The 16,921-nt window shown below is 69.8% G+C and carries 15 protein-coding genes; 7 read left to right on the top strand and 8 right to left on the bottom strand.

The window, feature by feature from the left end; translation table 11 throughout:
* Positions 1 to 21 precede the first annotated feature (21 nt).
* From pqqE to pqqA, 5 genes are all read right to left on the bottom strand, one after another.
* A complete protein-coding gene (gene pqqE / locus CNE_RS23035) occupies positions 22 to 1,173 on the bottom strand; it encodes a pyrroloquinoline quinone biosynthesis protein PqqE (protein WP_193351095.1) in 1,152 nt (383 codons plus the stop codon).
* Positions 1,145 to 1,417: a pyrroloquinoline quinone biosynthesis peptide chaperone PqqD gene (gene pqqD / locus CNE_RS23040; RefSeq protein WP_010809775.1), complete on the bottom strand. Its 273-nt coding sequence runs from the start codon at positions 1,415 to 1,417 to the stop codon at positions 1,145 to 1,147. Before pqqD ends, pqqE begins: the two co-directional genes overlap by 29 nt.
* Positions 1,414 to 2,124 carry a pyrroloquinoline-quinone synthase PqqC gene (gene pqqC / locus CNE_RS23045; RefSeq protein WP_013952688.1) on the bottom strand — a complete coding sequence of 237 codons (711 nt, stop codon included), beginning with the start codon at positions 2,122 to 2,124 and terminating at the stop codon, positions 1,414 to 1,416. Before pqqC ends, pqqD begins: the two co-directional genes overlap by 4 nt.
* On the bottom strand, positions 2,121 to 3,038 hold the full coding sequence (gene pqqB / locus CNE_RS23050; protein WP_013952689.1) for a pyrroloquinoline quinone biosynthesis protein PqqB: 918 nt from the start codon (positions 3,036 to 3,038) through the stop codon (positions 2,121 to 2,123). Before pqqB ends, pqqC begins: the two co-directional genes overlap by 4 nt.
* 132 nt (positions 3,039 to 3,170) lie before the next feature.
* On the bottom strand, positions 3,171 to 3,245 hold the full coding sequence (gene pqqA, locus CNE_RS23055; RefSeq protein ID WP_010809778.1) for a pyrroloquinoline quinone precursor peptide PqqA: 75 nt from the start codon (positions 3,243 to 3,245) through the stop codon (positions 3,171 to 3,173).
* 92 nt (positions 3,246 to 3,337) lie between these two features.
* On the opposite strand from pqqA, the gene CNE_RS23060 reads away from it, so the two are divergent.
* The gene (locus CNE_RS23060) at positions 3,338 to 4,297 is read left to right on the top strand and encodes an alpha/beta fold hydrolase (protein ID WP_041228603.1); all 960 of its coding nucleotides are present in this window, start codon (positions 3,338 to 3,340) and stop codon (positions 4,295 to 4,297) included.
* Complete coding sequence (locus CNE_RS23065; RefSeq protein WP_013952691.1) at positions 4,297 to 5,259, top strand: MBL fold metallo-hydrolase; 963 nt, start codon at positions 4,297 to 4,299, stop codon at positions 5,257 to 5,259. The genes CNE_RS23060 and CNE_RS23065 overlap by 1 nt, the downstream gene beginning before the upstream one ends.
* Positions 5,260 to 5,289: 30 nt before the next feature.
* On the opposite strand, the gene CNE_RS23070 is transcribed toward CNE_RS23065, so the two are convergent.
* Entirely contained in the window at positions 5,290 to 7,278 is a 1,989-nt protein-coding gene (locus tag CNE_RS23070) for a sigma-54-dependent Fis family transcriptional regulator (protein WP_013952692.1), read from the bottom strand.
* Between the two features lie 276 nt (positions 7,279 to 7,554).
* On the opposite strand from CNE_RS23070, the gene pedF reads away from it, so the two are divergent.
* Together pedF and CNE_RS23080 are read left to right on the top strand one after the other, a co-directional pair.
* The gene (pedF, locus tag CNE_RS23075) at positions 7,555 to 8,034 is read left to right on the top strand and encodes a cytochrome c-550 PedF (RefSeq protein ID WP_013952693.1); all 480 of its coding nucleotides are present in this window, start codon (positions 7,555 to 7,557) and stop codon (positions 8,032 to 8,034) included.
* Between the two features lie 82 nt (positions 8,035 to 8,116).
* The gene (locus CNE_RS23080) at positions 8,117 to 9,025 is read left to right on the top strand and encodes a substrate-binding periplasmic protein (protein WP_013952694.1); all 909 of its coding nucleotides are present in this window, start codon (positions 8,117 to 8,119) and stop codon (positions 9,023 to 9,025) included.
* An 18-nt stretch (positions 9,026 to 9,043) separates the two neighbouring features.
* On the opposite strand, the gene CNE_RS23085 is transcribed toward CNE_RS23080, so the two are convergent.
* Together CNE_RS23085 and CNE_RS23090 are read right to left on the bottom strand one after the other, a co-directional pair.
* Positions 9,044 to 10,363, bottom strand: coding sequence for a type II toxin-antitoxin system HipA family toxin (locus tag CNE_RS23085; RefSeq protein ID WP_013952695.1), 1,320 nt, complete (start codon positions 10,361 to 10,363; stop codon positions 9,044 to 9,046).
* Positions 10,360 to 10,620 (bottom strand): helix-turn-helix domain-containing protein, encoded by a 261-nt coding sequence (locus CNE_RS23090; RefSeq protein WP_013952696.1) that lies wholly within the window; start codon positions 10,618 to 10,620, stop codon positions 10,360 to 10,362. Before CNE_RS23090 ends, CNE_RS23085 begins: the two co-directional genes overlap by 4 nt.
* 346 nt (positions 10,621 to 10,966) lie before the next feature.
* Here CNE_RS23090 and imuA point away from each other — a divergent pair, with 346 nt between their 5' ends.
* Genes imuA through CNE_RS23105 form a run of 3 tightly spaced genes read left to right on the top strand, consistent with a single transcriptional unit; the run spans position 10,967 to position 16,777 of the window.
* Entirely contained in the window at positions 10,967 to 11,866 is a 900-nt protein-coding gene (gene imuA / locus CNE_RS23095; protein ID WP_238553124.1) for a translesion DNA synthesis-associated protein ImuA, read from the top strand.
* The gene (locus tag CNE_RS23100; protein WP_013952698.1) at positions 11,799 to 13,370 is read left to right on the top strand and encodes a Y-family DNA polymerase; all 1,572 of its coding nucleotides are present in this window, start codon (positions 11,799 to 11,801) and stop codon (positions 13,368 to 13,370) included. The genes imuA and CNE_RS23100 overlap by 68 nt, the downstream gene beginning before the upstream one ends.
* Positions 13,367 to 16,777, top strand: coding sequence for an error-prone DNA polymerase (locus CNE_RS23105; protein WP_013952699.1), 3,411 nt, complete (start codon positions 13,367 to 13,369; stop codon positions 16,775 to 16,777). Before CNE_RS23100 ends, CNE_RS23105 begins: the two co-directional genes overlap by 4 nt.
* Positions 16,778 to 16,921 lie beyond the last annotated feature (144 nt).

The raw sequence follows: 16,921 nt of genomic DNA on the forward strand, positions 1-16,921 counted from the left end.
CATGCCGGGGTCTTTTCTTTCTTACCGCTGGCCGCTGCTCAGCCGCAGCGAGTTGCCATCGCTGCGAAATACCATCGCTTGTTCGCGCGCCTGCGCCACGGCCAGCCGGCCCTGCAGCACGATCTCGCTGACCTTGTCGTGCGCGCCGGAGCGCTCGCACACCGGGTCTGTCGCGGCGGCGTCGCCGGTGACAAGGAACGCCTGGCAGCGGCAGCCGCCGTAGTCCTGCTCGCGCTGGTCGCACGAACGGCAGGGTTCCTGCATCCACTGCGTGCCGCGGAAACGGCGGAAAGCATCGCTTTCGGTCCAGATCTCGCGCAGCCCCTGCGTGGTGACATTGGGCAGCGCCAGGCCGGGCAGCATGCGCGCCGCGTGGCAGGGCAGCGCGGTGCCGTCGGGCGCCACGCCAAGGAAGGTGGTACCCCAGCCGTTCATGCACTTCTTGGGCCGAGCCTCGAAGTAGTCAGGCACGACGAACAGGATCTGGCATTGCCTGCCGATGCGCGCGCGGGACTGCCGGACCACGGCCTCGGCCTCGCGCAGCTGCTCATAGGTGGGCAGCAGCGCCAGCCGGTTCTCCCAGGCCCAGCCGTAGTACTGCGTGTTGGCCAGTTCCAGGTATTCGGCGCCCATCTGCAGGGCCATCTCGATGATGGTGCCGACATGCGGCAGGTTATGCCGGTGCAGCACGCAGTTCATCACCATCGGGTAGCCGTGCGCCTTGATCATGCGCGCCACGCGCTGCTTCAGGTCAAACGTGCGGGTGCTGGACAGGAAGTCGTTGAGCTCGCGGGTGGAGTCCTGGAACGACAGCTGGATATGGTCCAGGCCGGCTTCGCGCAGGGCGGCAAGGCGGGCGTCGGTCAGGCCCACGCCGGAGGTGATGAGGTTGGTGTAGAAGCCCAGGCCATGCGCATGCCTGACCAGTATCTCCAGGTCCTTGCGCAGCAGCGGCTCGCCGCCGGACAGCCCGAGCTGCACCGCGCCCAGCGCCCGCGCCTGGCTGAACACATCGCACCATTGCGCGGTGCTCAGCTCGGCCGTATGCCGGGCATAGTCCACCGGGTTGGAGCAGAAGGCGCAATGCAGCGGGCAGCGGTAGGTCAGCTCGGCCAGCAGCCACAGCGGCGGGCCGGGCGGGACCTCAGACCAGCCAGCCGCGTTCGATGGCATGTTTGACAAAGGCATGTACCTCCGGGGCGATGCCCTGCACGCCAAACGCGGCCTGCAGGTCGTCGATCAGCATGTCCAGCGTGTGGCTGCCGTCGCAGCGCTGCAGGATCGCGGCGGCGCTGTCGTTGAGGGTGACCATGCCTTCCGGGTACAGCAGCACCCAGCTTTGCTGGGACGCTTCCCATTGCAGGCGAAAGGTCCGGTGCAGGGTCGGTCTGGCGAGGTCTTGCGTGCTGGCTGTCATGGGTTGGCTTGCTGGATGGCGTCGAGCATCGACCAGAGCACGTCGAGCTTGAACTGCAGGATGTCGAGGGCGCGCTGCTGTTGCGCCGCGCTGCGGAAGTGGCCCAGCGTCACGCGAAGGCCATGGTCCACGTCGCGCTGCGCGAGCGGAATGCGAGAGCGGAAGTAGTCCAGCCCGGCGGCCTCGATCCACGGGTAATGCGTGGGCCAGCCGGCCAGGCGTTCCTTGTGGATTGCGGGCGCGAACATCTCCGTCAGCGACGAGCACACGGCTTCCTGCCACGGCGCGCGGCGCGCAAAGTTGACGTAGGCATCGACGGCAAAGCGCACCCCGGGCAGCACGTGCCGGTGGCTCAGCAGCGCTTCGCGCTCCAGGCCCACCGCCTGGCCCAGGCGCAGCCAGGCCTCGATGCCGCCGGGTTGGGTGTCGGTGCCGTCGTGGTCAAGGATGCGCACCACCCACTCGCGGCGGGTGTCGCGCTCGGGGCAGTTGGACAGGATGGCGGCGTCCTTCAGCGGGATGTTGTCCTGGTAGTAGAAGCGGTTGGCCACCCATGCGCGGATCTGCGCTGGCGAACACTGGCCCGCCGCCATGCGCTGGTTGAAGGGATGGTGGATGTGGTAGCCGCTTTCCATGGCGCGCAGGCGGGCCTCGAACTCGGCCTCGGTCCAGGCGATGAGGGAGTTGGAGGGAATGGCAGATGTCATAGTGCGATTTCCATGCCGTCGTACGCCACCTCAATGCCGTGCCGCGCCAGCTCTGCGCGCTCGGGCGAGTCTTCCACCAGCACCGGGTTGGTATTGTTGATATGGATAAGGATCTTGCGGCTGGCGGGCAGCCGCCCCAGGACCTCGATCATGCCGCCGGGTCCGGACAGGGCCAGGTGGCCCATGTCGGCGGCGCTCTTGCCGGAGAAGCCCGGCGCCTGCATCTCGTCGTCGCGCCAGAAGGTGCCGTCGATCAGCACGATGTCGGCGCTGTGCAGCTCCGCAAAGACGTGGTCGTCGATGCGGCCCAGGCCGGGCGCGTAGAAGGCGCGACGGCCGCTGCGGCGGTCTTCGATGCGCAGGCCGATGTTGTCGCCCGCGCGCGGCGCGTGGCGGTTGGGCGAGTAGGGCGGGGCCTTGCTCTCCAGCGGTATCGCCGTCAGTGTCATGCCGTCCAGCGGCGGGACTGAAAACGCGGTGCCGTCGCAGGGCAGGGCGTGCGTCTGCAGGCCGCAGTAGTGCGACAGGATGCGCGTCAGCGGGAAGGCCGCGCCCAGGTCGTCGAGGACGGCGGCCGTGGCATAGACCGGCAGCGCCTGGCGGTGTTCGCGCAGCATCAGCAGGCCGGTGATGTGGTCGATCTGCGCATCCATCAGCACGACCGCGGCGATGGCGGTGTCGCGCGGCGCGCGCGCGGGCTGCAGCGCGGGCGCCTGGCGCAGCTGCTGCAGGATATCGGGCGAGGCATTGACCAGGATGGCATCAGGCCCGTCGCCCGTCAGCGCGATCGAGGATTGCGTGCGCGGCGTGGCGCGCAACGTGCCGCGGCGCACGCCGTCGCAGTTGTGGCAGTTGCAGTTCCACTGCGGAAAGCCGCCGCCGGCGGCAGACCCCAGTACCCGGATGCTTGTCATGGCGTGAGCGCTTGGTGTTGGGTCATGGCTTCACGGAGCAGGCGCCAGCCCTGGCGCCTGCCTGCGTTGGTTGTGCTTGCGGTCCGCGGCTTGCCTGTCGGCGCACCGCCGGTCGCAGGCGCCGCGGCACGTTCAGCGGTTGGCGATGTACATCGTGATTTCAAAGCCAAGCCGCAGCTCGGTGTAGGCGGGGGTGGTCCAGCGCATGTCTCTCTCCTTGGGTGGCATGGTTAGTGAATATCGTCTTGCCGCGGCGCCTGGCTGCCGCCCGACTGCCGCATTCCCTCAAGGCAACATCCATGCCCGACGCATCCACGATATCCGCCGGCTTTTCCGGCACGACCACCACCTTCTACCTGCGTACGCCCGACGCCCAGCGCGTGCATGTGCGGCTGGCCGGCACCGCGGACGGCGAGCCGTGGCTGGTGCTGCATGGCGGGCCGGGCAGCGGCTGCTCTGCCGCCATGGCGCAATGGTTCGACCCGCGGCGGCACCGCGTGGTGATGCCGGATCAGCGCGGCGCCGGCCGCTCCAGGCCGGCTGGCTGCCTGCGCCGCAATACCGTGGGCGCGCTGCTGGCCGACCTGGAGCAGCTGCGCCGCGCGCTGGGCATCGAGCGCTGGGGCGTGGTGGGCGGATCATGGGGGGCGGCACTTGCCCTGGCGTACGCGGCGCAATGCCCGCACGCCGTGGCGGCGGTGGTCCTGCGCGGCACCTTCCTGACTGGCCGCGACGATGTGCTCGCGCTGTTTTCACCGCGCCATGGGGGCCGCCGCATGCTGCATTGCGTCAAGGCATGGGGCGAGCGCTTGCCCGATGCGCGCGCGCGGCTGCTCACTGTGTCACGGCTGTTGCAAAGTGGTACGCCTGTTCAAAAACGGGACACTGCCGCGGCGTGGCAGGCGAGCGAACAGGCGTTGCTGGGTCTTTCCCCTGCGTCGCCTACGCGCCGGCAGCCGCGGCGTGAGCGCATGGCCGCGGTGAACAAATACCGCATCCAGGCGCACTACCTGCGCAACCGGGCCGGACTGGGCAAGCCGGCCTTGCTCAGGGCGGCGCGGGTCATCGGCGCGCATGGCCTGCCGGTGACGCTGCTGCATGGCCGCGCCGACAAGGTCTGCCGTCCTGCCAACGCGCTGCGCCTGCAGGCCGCCATGCCGGGCGCAAGGCTGGCCTGGGTGGACGGCGGACACCTGGCGGCCGGGCTCATGCGCGACGCGCTGGTGGCCGCGATCCGCGCCGCTGGCTGGCAGCGGTGATGCCCACGACGCGGCGCGGCTTTCTTGGCGCCACGCTTGCGCTGGCCATGAACGGCTGGCGCCCGGCGGCCGCTGCCGGCACGCGGGTCACGCTGGAGCGGCTGCAGCCAGGCGTGTACGTGGCCCGCGCCGGCAATGCCGAAGTGGCGCGCGCCAACGCCGCCGAAGTGGTGCCGACCCTGGTCCATCTGAGCGGTGCGGGCGTGCTGGTGGTGGACCCCGGGCCGCAGGCGACGTGGGGCGGTGCGCTGCTCGGCGCCATCCGGGCGCTGACGTCGCAGCCCGTGCGTTGGGTGGTCAATACGCACGCCCACCCGGAGAACGTGCTGGCCAATGCCGCGTTCGCACGGCTGCGGCCCCGGCCCGTGTTCCTGGCCTCCGCCGCCACGGCTGCGCTGATGCGGCAACGCTGCGCGGCCTGCCTGGCCCGCATGGCCACGCTGCTCGGGAACGGTGCCATGCGCGGCGCCGCGATCGTGCTGCCGGAGCCCGCGCTGCAGCCCGATGGCTGGCTGCACACCGGCGCTACCGCCTGGCAGGTGCAGGTTTACGCGAACGCGCACAGTGCCTCGGATACGGTGCTCTACGCGCCGCGGCTGCAGCTGCTGTGTGCGGGCGGCCTGGCTTACCGCGAGCGCGTGCCGGAGATGCAGGAGGCCTCCCTGCAGGGGTGGCGCCGTGCGCTGCGGCGGCTGCAGGAGCTGCCGGCGCGCACGGTGGTGGGCACCGCGCCGGGCACGCCCGCCCAGACGCTGGCGCCGACGCTGGCCTACCTGGATGCGCTGGCGGACGGAATCGGCGCCGCGCTGGCCGCGGGCAGCGATGCCTCACGCGCCAGCGACGCCGTGGCGGCGCAACCGTTCCGGCATTGGCGCCATTTCCAGTCGCGCCACCCGCTGAACGTGCAGCGCGCCTGGCGCGAGCTGGAAGACCAGTGGATGCAGGGCGAACCGCTGGCCTGAGCGCGCGGCTGCCCTGGTGCGTGGCCGGGATCAGCCGGCCTGGTGGGGCAGCCCGCGGGCCTCTTCCATTTTCCGGTAGACCGTATTGCGCGAGATCCCCAGCGCCTTGGCCGCCGCAGAGATATTCCCGTTGTGCGCCTTGACCGTGGCGACAATGGCCATGGCCTCGACATCGGCCAGCCGCGTGGGCTGCGCGCCCGGCAGCATATGGGCCGCGGGCACCGCCGCATGCCCCTGGCGCTCGCGCAGGTCATCGAGGAAGTCGTCGGGCAGGTGGTCTTCGGTGATCTCGGCTTCGCCTTCAGCCATCAGCCGCGCGGTGCGCAGCAGGTTGCACAGCTGGCGGATATTGCCCGGCCAGTGGTAGCGGCGGAACATCTCCATCACCGACTCGCGGATGCGGGGCGGCTCGCCGGGTTGCACACCCGCCTGCTCCTGGCGCAGCAGCCTGGCGGCCACCGCGTCGAGGTCGCCGCGCTCGCGCAGGGCCGGCAGCCGCACCACCAGCCCGTTGAGGCGGTAGTAGAGGTCTTCGCGGAACTGGCCGTTGGCGACCAGATCACGCAGGTTGCGGTTGGTGGCGCACACCACCGAGACGTCGACATGGATGACCTTGCTGCTGCCCAGCGGCGACACCGCGCGTTCCTGCAGCGCGCGCAGCAGCCGTCCTTGCAGATGCAGCGGCATGTCGCCGATCTCGTCCAGGAACAGCGTCCCGCCGTTGGCCAGCAGCATCTTGCCGATGCCGCCCTTCTTGCGGGCGCCGGTGAAGGCGCCTTCTTCATAGCCGAACAGCTCGGACTCGATCAGGTTTTCCGGGATGGAGGCGCAGTTCACGGCAATGAACGGCCCGGCATGGCGCGGGCTGTCGGCGTGGATGGCGCGCGCCATCAGTTCCTTGCCGGTGCCGGTCTCGCCCAGCACCATCACCGGAATATCCTTGCCGATGACCTTGCGCAGCTTGCCGATGACCGCGCGGATCTGCGCGTCGCCCGTGTCCAGGTCGTCCAGCCCGGGCGAGCGGGCCGGGCCTGCGGCCAGGCTGCGCGGTGCGGCGGCCGTGCCGGGCGGGGCTGCGTGGCCGGCATCGGTGTTGCCTGGCAGCGATGCGGCGGGTGACTTCCATTCGACCCGGGCGCTGACCTTGACGCCGCTGGGCAGGTGCAGTTGGACGATGCCCGCATGGGCCGCGCGCACCGCGTCGAACAGCTGCGACATCGACAGCCCGAACAGCGAGGAAAAGGTGTGCGCATGCAGGGCGCCATTGGACAGGCCAAGCTGGAACTGCCCGCTGCGGTTGGCTGACAGGAAACGCCCGCCGGGCGTGAAGGAGACAATGCCCTCCACCAGCGTGCCCAGGAACTCCGCGCGCGAATGGAAGCGGATGCACACCATGTCGCGGAAGGCGTTGCCGAACAGCTGGTTCTCGATCATCTGCGCCGACATCCGCACCAGCGCCATGGTGTGCTTGTGGAAACCGCGCTGGTCGCCGGTCACATCCAGCGCCCCCACGGTCTTGCCGTAAGGGTCGAGGATGGTCATGCACGAGCAGGTCAGGAACTGGTTGGCCTCCAGGAAGTGGTCGGCGCCGTGTACCAGCGTGGCCCGGTTCTCGGCCAGGGCCGTGCCGATGGCGTTGGTGCCGCGGCGCGCTTCCGACCACTCCGCGCCCGGGCGCAGCGCGACCTGGTTGGCCCGGGCCAGAAAGTCGTCATCGCCCATCGAGTGCAGGATCAGGCCATCGGCGTCGGTCAGGATGACCATGCTCTGCGTATTCACGATCTGGTCGTAGAGCGTTTCCATCACCGGCAGCGCATAGGCGAACAGTGACTGGCTACGCTCGATCCGCGTTTTCAGCTCGCTCTGCAGCACCGGGCAGAAGTCGGGCGATTCATAGGGACGCAGGCCATAGGACTCGGAACGCTGGTGGGCCTGGGCAATCAGTTCGTCGCGCTCGGGCTGCCTCGTGTCACCCGGGGCGCCCGCCGCGGGGCGGGCCGGTTCCGGCTGGAAGGTCATTTCTCTGTCTCCTGTGGAAAGTCCGCCCGCGATCTTTGCGCGGGTCGCTGTCGGCGCCTTCGCCAGGCACATGGTCGACAGTGTTGCGTCATGAAGCAAAACACTTGCCAGGGTGTGGCAATCCGGGACACCCGTGCCGCGATGCTGCGTTGCACAGAGCGATGGCGGCGCGGCGAAGCCTGCCTGCAGGCGCCTCCGGGCCGGGTCCGGCTGGCTGGTATGGCTCTTGCGGAAATGGGGCAAACCACCAAGACCCATCCACTGTAGGAGACATCCATGAAAACGCAGCGCCGCCTGCTTGCCTTGCTCGCGCTTTGCGCGTCCCTGACCGCTGTCCCGGCCGGCTCTGTGCTGGCCCATGGCGACGTAACGCCCCAGGCCGTCGATACCAAAGCGTTACCACAACTGGGCGACGAATGGCGCCCGGACAATCCCTACCGCAGCGGCGATGCGCACAAGGAGGCGCTGCGCATCGGCACCTCGGCCTATAACCAGAACTGCGCGCGCTGCCATGGCCTGGAAGCGGTGTCAGGGGGCATCGCGCCGGACCTGCGCAAGCTTGACGGCGACTGCGTCTCACTGGCGGATGCAAAGAAGAAAGAGGCGTGCATGAGCGAGATCTCGCAGTTCTACACCACCACCGTGCGCAAGGGCCGCACGCGCGACGGCCGCGTGTACATGCCGCCGTTCGACGGCGTGCTGAGCCAGGAGGCGGTGTGGGCCATCAAGACCTACCTGGAGTCGCGCCGCGAGTGAGGGGCGGCTGCGCCGGCAGCCCTTCCCGTTGTCCAGCCCCGGCCCGCAGTGCCGGGTCAACGCATCTTCCAGGAGCCATCCCATGCCTGCCAGCCCTGTCCGCGGCCCTAGGCTTTCCGTGTCCCCCATGCCGGCGGCGCCGGCCGGCGCCGTGCGCTGGCTGTGCGGCGCCTTGCTGGCTGCCGCCGCGCTCGTCTGCGCGCAACCGGCCCAGGCCGACCTGGCCAGGATCCGCCAGGCCGGCACCCTCAAGGTGGCGGTCTACAAAGGCTTGCCGCCGTTCTCCGCGATCGCGGGCAGCCAGGTCGCGGGCATCGATGTGGCCCTGGCCAGGGCACTGGGCAAGGAGCTGGGCCTGTCGGTGGCGCTGATGCCGTTCGATGCGGATGAAAACATGGCTGACGACTTGCGTGCCATGGTCTGGCGCGGCCATTACCTTGGCTACGGGCCAGCCGACGTGATGCTGCACGTGCCGGTCGACCGCGCCTTCATGCGCGAGAACGACAAGGCGCTGATCTTCGCGCCGTATTACCGCGAGACCTTCGTGCTGGTGCAGGACCGCGAGCGCGTGCCGGCGGTGCGCGGCCTGGAAGACCTGGCCGGGCAGCCGACCGGCGCCGCAGCCGGTTCGGCCGGGGCCAATGCGCTGCTGTCCGGCGCGGGCGGCGCCTTGCGCGACAAGGTCAGGATCTACCCCGAAGCCGACGCGGCATTGCGCGCGCTGTTTTCCGGCGAGATCGTGGCGGCGATGGTGACGCGCGCCCAATACGAGAGCGCGCTCAAGGCCGCGGGGCAATCCGGGGCGCGCTTTGCCGCGACGGAACCCAGCGCGCCGCTGCTGCCGCAGCGCGGGTGGGCCGTCGGCTTGGCGGTCAAGGCAGACGAGCGGGAACTGGCCGAAGCGCTGGAAAAGGCGTTGAGCGCGCTGCGCAGCAATGGCGAGTTGGCGCGCATCTTTGCCGGCTATGGGGTGTCGATGCAGGCGCCGTGAGGGCGGCTGGCGGGCGCCTCACCTGGCCGGCCTGCCGGCCCGCGCAAGCGGCAGCGTCTGCAGTCGCTCGGCAACGACATTGCGGATGGCCTGCGGCGCGCCCAGGTCGTCCAGCATGCGCGGCCAGTTGGCATGCGCCAGCGCGACGGCTTCCCTGACGGCGGCGGTCGCAATGCGCCGCGGGACGCCGGCCTTTTCCGCGATGGTCTCATACGTTGCCAGGGTTTCTTCACGCTGCCGCTTGTCGATGGCAACGTTCTGGCCATAGGTCGCAAAGCCGGGAAGGGCGGCCACGCAGACGATGTCATACGCCGGTGACAGTTCTGGCAAGACCCCGTTGTGATAGGTTACCGAGAAGTTCTTCAGGTGCGCATCGCTGTTGCCGATCAGCGTGTTGACCGCCTGGCGGAGGAAGAACTGCCGGGCATGCTCGACCCCGCTCGGACTCAGGCGATACAGGGTGGCAACGAGCTGAATGTAGCTCTCGATGCCGGCGTACTTCTTCGCTGGCATCCTGCCCAGCATCTGGCAGCCATCTTCGGCGTGCACACGTCCGGCCGGAGTGCGGTCAAACCTGTCCACCGCAAGGTAGTGCAGGTTTTCGCCCAACGATTCAACCAGTCCCTCGACCTCGATGGTCGAGACTGGCAGCACTCTCGTCGGCGCAACATGGACGCCGGCGGCGGCCGCGAGCTGCATCGAGATCGATTCGTTGAATACCTGCGAATCATCGTTCCGGGCAGGAAGCTTGGCGATGATGTCGGACACCCTGCCTTTGGCTGGCAGGGTGTAGCGCTTGTCCTGCAGCACTGTCGACAGGGCCAGCTTGTTCTGCACGCCGGACACCGAGGCCGCGCCCTGCGTGGCGCCCTCCACCACGGCAATTTCCAGGTTGTCCGCGCCGCCGGTCACGCCATACGTCCGCGCATACTCCGGCAAGGCGCCGATGTCCGCCGGCACGATGACGACGGCCCCAGGGAGATCATTTCCGGCCGATGCCAGGATGCCGAAATCGTCCTTGTCATCGGGATTGCTCCGCGTTGCCTCGAGCCGCTTGCGCAGTTCGCCCTCGGGCAGCAGGCCGGCAAAGTAGGGCGGCAGTTCATGGCCCGTGCTGTAGACGGCAGGATGAAAGGGGTTGTCCAGCACCTCGGCGGTGGCCTTGCGGCCGGCCTCGGTCGGGACGCTGATCGACAGGCTCAGCGTGGGGCGGCGCGTGTCGCCCCGGAAGGCTTCGGATGGCACGAACCGGACATTGCCGCTGGCCTCGCACAGGTAGCCACATAGCTGGTCGTACAGCCGGACCTCAAGAAAGCGCGGATGCAGTTCGTAGCTCATTCCTGGTCCAGGAAGATGTCGACCGCGCTGCGGGCACTGCGGTCGGGCCCGCTGCCTTTGCCTTCGAGGACTTGCCTGACTTCCTGTGCCCGCTCGTTGGGCACCAGGACCCATTCCGCATCCAGCGCGGCCGCCAGGGCTTCGAGGGTCGATGCGCGGCTGTCCTTCTTCCCCAGCAGAATCGCCGACAGGTTCTGGCTTGCCATGCCCAGCACCCGCCCGAGATCGGTCAGGGTCTTGCCTCTCGCTTTACGCATGTCGCGGCACTGGGAAACTAATGACATAGCATTATTTCGCTGATGTATGCATGTTTTAGTATGATACATCGGCGCGCCGATAGCCAGGCACATATCATTCGATAGTAGCTATATTTTAGAAAATTAATGCTATCGAATTATTTTTTCTATTGCGGACCGCCGCCCGGGATGAAACCGGCTGGGGAGCACATGAAGACGGGCCGCCGCCCGCCCGTCTCACTTCCCCGGTGTCCCCCAGGCCACCCCTCGCCGCTACCCCTTGCGCTGGCACCGGATACTGTATAAATATACAGTTATCGTAATCATACTAGTTCCTCGCCGCCCCGGCGAGCGACGCCAACTCCACATGACTGCGCAATCGCACGCAGCCCCGCCCATGGCGGCGGAGGGCCTGCTGTTCCCTGCGCCGGCGCCCCCGGAGCCTGCCCCGTCTGCCCCGGCCTCGCGCCAGCAGGCGCTGTCGGCGCTCGAGCAGCGCTATCCCGGGCTGTGGCGGGCCGGCCAGCTGGGCCGTGCCGGCGGTGCGGCGGTATGCCCGACCGGATATGACGCGCTGTCGGCGGAGCTGCCCGGCGGCGGCTGGCCGGCGGGCGGGCTGACGGAACTGCTGACGGCGCAGGGTGGCGCGGGCGAGCTGCGCCTGCTGCTGCCGGCGCTGCGCGCGCTGGCCGGGGCGGGGCGCCGCATCGCGCTGGTGGCGCCGCCTTACCTGCCCAATGCGATGGGGCTGGCCGCGGCCGGGCTGCCGGCGCGCCAGCTTTACTGGATGCGCCCCCCGGCCGGCGCCGGCAAGGCCGCGCAACAGGCCGACATGCTGTGGGCGGCCGAGCAGGTGCTGCGCAGCCAGGCCTTTGGCGGCGTGCTGGTCTGGCTGCCCGCGGCCCGCCCCGAGGCGCTGCGCCGCCTGCAGGTGCTGGCGCAGACCGGCGACGCGGTGGCATGGGCGCTGCGCCCGGCCACGGCGCTGCGCGAGTCGTCGCCGGCGGTGCTGCGGCTGCTGCTGGCGCCGCTGCCCGGCAATGTGCTGTCGATCACCTTCCACAAGCGGCGCGGGCCGGTGCGGGACACGCCGCTGCTGCTGCGCCTGGACGGGATGGCAGCGGCCACGCGCGCAGCCGCCTGGCCTGTCCCGGCAGGAGCACCTGCCTTGTCTGAATCGTCTTCTCCATCTTCTTCCGATGTCGTACTGGATCGCGGTGCACCTGCCGCGCCTGCCCCTGGACGCCCTGCAGCCCAACTGGCCTGAGCTGGCGCCCGCCGTGAGCCCGCCTGCCGCCACCGCCACGCTGCACCATGCGCTGCCGGTGGCGGTGATGGCGCGCGAGCAGGTGGTGCTGGCCAACGGCCCGGCGATGCAGCTCGGCGTGCGCTACGGCATGCGCCGCGGCGGCGTGCAGGCGCTGTCGGCCGACATCGTGCAGCTGGAGCGCGACCTGGCCGCGGAAGCTTCGTTGATGGAGGCGGTGGCGCTGGCGCTGCTGCATTTCACGCCGGGCGTGACCGTCGACGAGGAACCGGAGTCGGCCACGGTGATGCTGGATGTCACCGCCAGCCTGCGCCTGTTTGGCGGCCACCGCGCGCTGTGCCGCGCGGTGCGCGCCTGCGTGCGCCAGCTTGGCACCTTTGCCCAGGTGGGCTCCGGTCCGACCGCGCACGGTGCCGCGTGGCTGGCGCGCCAGCCGCTGCGGCGCACGCGGCGCGGCGTGGTGCGGCCCGGGCGCCGCGCGGTGGGCATGGCGCGCCTGCACCGGCTGCTGGACCGCCTGCCGGTGGAGGCGCTGCACACGCTGGCCGATCCGGCCTGGCTGGACGGCATCGGCTGCCGCACGCTGGGCGAAGTGCGGCGCCTGCCGCGCGCGGGCCTGACGCGCCGGCTGGGCCCGGCGCTGCTGGCGCGGCTGGACCAGGCCTATGGCGACACGCCGGCGCGCTTTGTCTGGTTTGTGGCACCGCCCGCGTTTGCGCAGCGCATGGACCTGCCGGGCCGCATCGAATCCGCTGAGGGTGTGCTGACCGGCGCGCAGCGCCTGCTGCTGGCGCTGGCGGGCTGGCTGGCAGTGCAGCAGGCCGGCGTCACGCGCTGCGTGCTGGTGCTGGAGCATGAGCGCTACCGGCGCGGCGTGGACACCGACGGCACCGAGGTGCCGGTGGGCCTGGCCCAGCCCAGCCGCGACCCCGCGCACCTGTCGCGGCTGCTGCGCGAGAAGCTCGACAAGCTCAATTTCCACGCCCCGGTGACTGGCCTGGCGCTGCGCGTGGAGGCGATGGCCGCATGCGTGCCGCAAAGCGATGCGCTGTTCCCCGAGCCCGGCGGCACGCCGGAAGACCTGGGCCGCCTGCTCGATACGCTGATGGCGCGGCTGGGCCGCGACAACGTGCTGCAGCCGCGGCCGCTGGCCGACCACCGGCCCGAGCGCGCCAACCGCTGGTGCCCGGTCGACGAGCCCGGCGGCAACAAGGCCGCCAGCCTGCCGGGCCCGCAGCCGGAGCGCCCGCTGTGGCTGCTGCCGCAACCGTTGCCGCTGCCGGTGCAGCGCCACCGGCCCTGCCACGGCGGCCCGCTGGCGCTGCTGAGCCGCCCTGAGCGCATCGAGGCCGGCTGGTGGGACGGCGCGCTGGCCACGCGCGACTACTTTATCGCCGAGCGCGCCGACGGCCTGCGCTGCTGGATCTTCCGCGAGCGCCCGGGCCATGCGGCGCAGGACGATGGCGGCGAGTACCGCTGGTTCCTGCATGGGTTGTTCGCATGAGCGCGCTGTCCTTGCCTGCCTCGTTGCCGGGTTTGCTGCCGGCGTTGCCGGATTACGTGGAGCTGCACTGCATCTCCAACTTCACCTTCCTGACCGGCGCCTCGCACCCGGGCGAGCTGATCGAGCGCGCCTTCCGCCTGGGCTACAGCGGGCTGGCGCTGACCGATGAATGCTCGGTGGCCGGCACCGCGCGCGCGCACGATGCCATCGAGACCCTGCGCAAGCGCCTGCACGATGCGGTGGCGCGCAGCGCGGCACGCGGGGAGGAGGGCGTGGATGAGCCGCTGCTGGACAATGACGAAGAGCCTGACGCCGGCGATGACGATCCCCATGCCCACGCCAGCCGCCACCAACGGCTGCAGGCGCTGGCCCGCGCTGCCGATGCCTTCGCGTTGCTGATCGGCAGCCGCTTCAGCCTGACCCCGGCCGATGGTTCGGCGCGCCCACCGCTGCGGCTGGTGCTGATTGCCCAGCACCGCGAGGGCTTTGGCAACCTGAGCGAGCTGATCACGCTGGGCCGGCGGCGCGCGCAGAAGGGCACCTACCGGCTGCATCCCGAGGACCTGGCCGCGCCTGCCGCTGACGAAGCGCACCTGCGCGGCATGCCCGGCTGCGTGGCGCTGCTGCTGCCCGACTATTGCGCCGATCCTGAACTGCTGCGCGAGCAGGCCGAGTGGTGCCGCGCGGTCTTCGGCGAACGCGCCTGGATCGCGCTGGAGCAGTTGCAGGGCCATGCCGATGCACTGCATCGCGCGCGTCTGGAAGCAGTATCGGCACAGACCGGCGTGCCGCTGGCGGCGGCCGGCGCGGTCACTATGCATGTGCGTTCGCGCAAGCCGCTGTCCGATGTGCTGGCCGCGATCCGGCTGGGCCAGCCGCTGGCCGAATGCGGCATGGCGCTGGCGCCCAATGCCGAGCAGCACCTGCGCATGCGCCAGGTGCTGTCGCGCCTGTACCCGCGCGAGACGCTGGCGCAGACGCTGAAGATTGCCGAGTCCTGCGACTTCTCGCTGGGGATGCTGCGCTATGAATACCCCGAGGAACTGGTGCCGGCCGGCGAGACGCCGATCTCCTACCTGCGCAAGGAGGTCGCGCGCGGCAAACTGGAGCGCTTTCCCAACGGCCTGAAGCCGGAGTGGGAGACACAGCTGGAAGAAGAACTGCAGCTGATCGAGGAAAAGCATTACGAACCCTTCTTCCTCACCGTGCACGACATCGTGCGCTTTGCGCGCGGGGAGGGCATCCTGTGCCAGGGGCGCGGCTCGGCCGCCAATTCGCTGGTGTGCTTCTGCCTGTATGTGACCGAGGTCAGCCCCGAGCAGGCCAACCTGCTGTTCGGCCGCTTCCTGTCGCGCGAGCGCGATGAGCCGCCCGACATCGACGTGGACTTCGAGCACCAGCGGCGCGAAGAGGTGATCCAGTACATCTACAAGAAATACGGCCGCCACCGCGCCGCGCTGGCCGCGTCGCTGATCACCTACCGCTCGCGCAGCGCACTGCGCGACGTGGGCCGCGCGCTGGGCATCGATGCCAGCGTGGTGGAGCAGGTGGTCAAGGGCCAGGCCTGGTGGGACGGCGGCCGCGGCTTTGTCGAGAAGATCGCCCGCTATGGGCTCGATCCCGAATCGCCGGCGGTGCAGCAGTGGGCCAGCCTGACCGCGCAGCTGCGCGGCTTTCCGCGCCACCTGTCGCAGCATGTGGGCGGTTTCGTGATCGCGCGGCACAAGCTGTCGCGGCTGGTGCCGATCGAGAACGCGGCCATGGCCGACCGCAGCGTGATCCAGTGGGACAAGGACGACCTGGAGTCGCTGGGCCTGCTCAAGGTCGATGTGCTGGCGCTGGGCATGCTGTCGGCGATCCGGCGCGCGCTGCAGATGATCCCCAACCCGGACCCGGCGCGAGCGGGGCTGCCGGCGCGCATGGAAGACATCCCCAAGGAAGACCCGGACACCTACGACATGATCTGCAAGGCCGAGACCATCGGCGTGTTCCAGATCGAGTCGCGCGCGCAGCAATCGATGCTGCCGCGGCTGCAGCCGCGCAAGTACTACGACCTGGTGGTGGAAGTCGCCATCGTGCGGCCCGGCCCGATCCAGGGCGGCATGGTGCATCCCTACCTGAAGCGGCGCGAGGCCTTCCGCCGCACCGGCAAGCCGCCCACTTACTTCAACCCGGTCATCGAAAAGGTATTGGGCCGCACGCTGGGCGTGCCGATCTTCCAGGAGCAGGTGATGCAGCTGGCCATCGACGCGGCCGGTTTTTCACCAGGGCAGGCCGACCAGCTGCGCCGATCGATGGCGGCCTGGCGGCGGCGCGGCGACCTGCGCCAGCACCAGGACGCGCTGGTGCGCGCGCTGACCGGCAACGGCTACCCGGAATCCTTCGCGCTGGCGATCTGCAAGCAGATCGAGGGGTTTGGCGAGTATGGCTTCCCCGAGAGCCACGCGGCCAGCTTCGCCAAGCTGGTCTATGTCAGCGCCTGGCTCAAGTGCCATCATCCGGCCGCCTTCCTGTGTGCGCTGCTGAACAGCCAGCCGATGGGGTTCTATTCGCCGTCGCAACTGGTGCAGGACGCCAGCCGCAATGGCGTGCAGGTGCTGCCGGTGGATGTCACCCTCAGCCACTGGGACAGCACGCTGGAGCCGGTGGAGGCCGATGTCGCCGACGCGCAGGCCCGCACCAGGCCGCAGCATCCGCGCGTGCGCCTGGGCCTGGGCCGCGTCAAGGGCATGCGTGAAGCGGCCGCGCTGCGCATCGAGGCCGCGCGCGCCCAGCGTCCGTTCGACAGCGTCGAAGACCTGGCGCTGCGCGCCGGCCTGGACCGGCACGACATCGACGTGCTGGCCGCCGCCGACGCTCTGGCACCGCTGGCCGGCAACCGCCGCCAAGCCCGCTGGCAGGCCCGCGCCGCCGCCGCGCATGCCGCGCACCGCGACCTGCTGTACGAAGCGCCGCCCGCCGAAGCCGCGCTGGCGCTACCCGCGCCCCGGCTCGGCGAAGACGTGACGGCGGACTATGCCAGCCTGGGCCTGTCGCTCAAGTCGCACCCGCTGGCGTTGCTGCGGCACAAGCTGGCGGCCATGCGCTTTGCCACTGCCAGCCAGCTCGCGCGCTGCGCCAACGGCCGCCGCGTGCGCGCCTGCGGCATCGTCACCGTGCGCCAGCGCCCATCCACGGCCAGCGGCACCATCTTCGCCACCATCGAGGACGAGACCGGCTCCGTCAACCTGATCCTGTGGCCCGACCTGGTCGAGCGCCAGCGCAAGGAGGTGCTGGGCGCCACGCTGCTGGGCGTGGTCGGCACCTGGCAGCGCCAGGGCGACGTGCGCCACCTGGTGGCCAAGGAACTGGTGGATCTAAGCCCGATGCTGGGGCGGTTGATGGTGGGGAGCCGGGATTTTCATTGAGACGGACAGCGGACCGGATGCAACACTCTGCATGGAAGCCGGGCGCTCGCGACCAGTTCCGTGGCAGGGGCAACGGAAAACGGTACCGTCAACGCAAACAGTTATCATCGTGCCGTGCCTTGCCGGTTTCATCCGGAACACTGA

It is taken from the genome of Cupriavidus necator N-1, assembly GCF_000219215.1.
Taxonomy (GTDB): Bacteria; Pseudomonadota; Gammaproteobacteria; order Burkholderiales; family Burkholderiaceae; genus Cupriavidus; species Cupriavidus necator.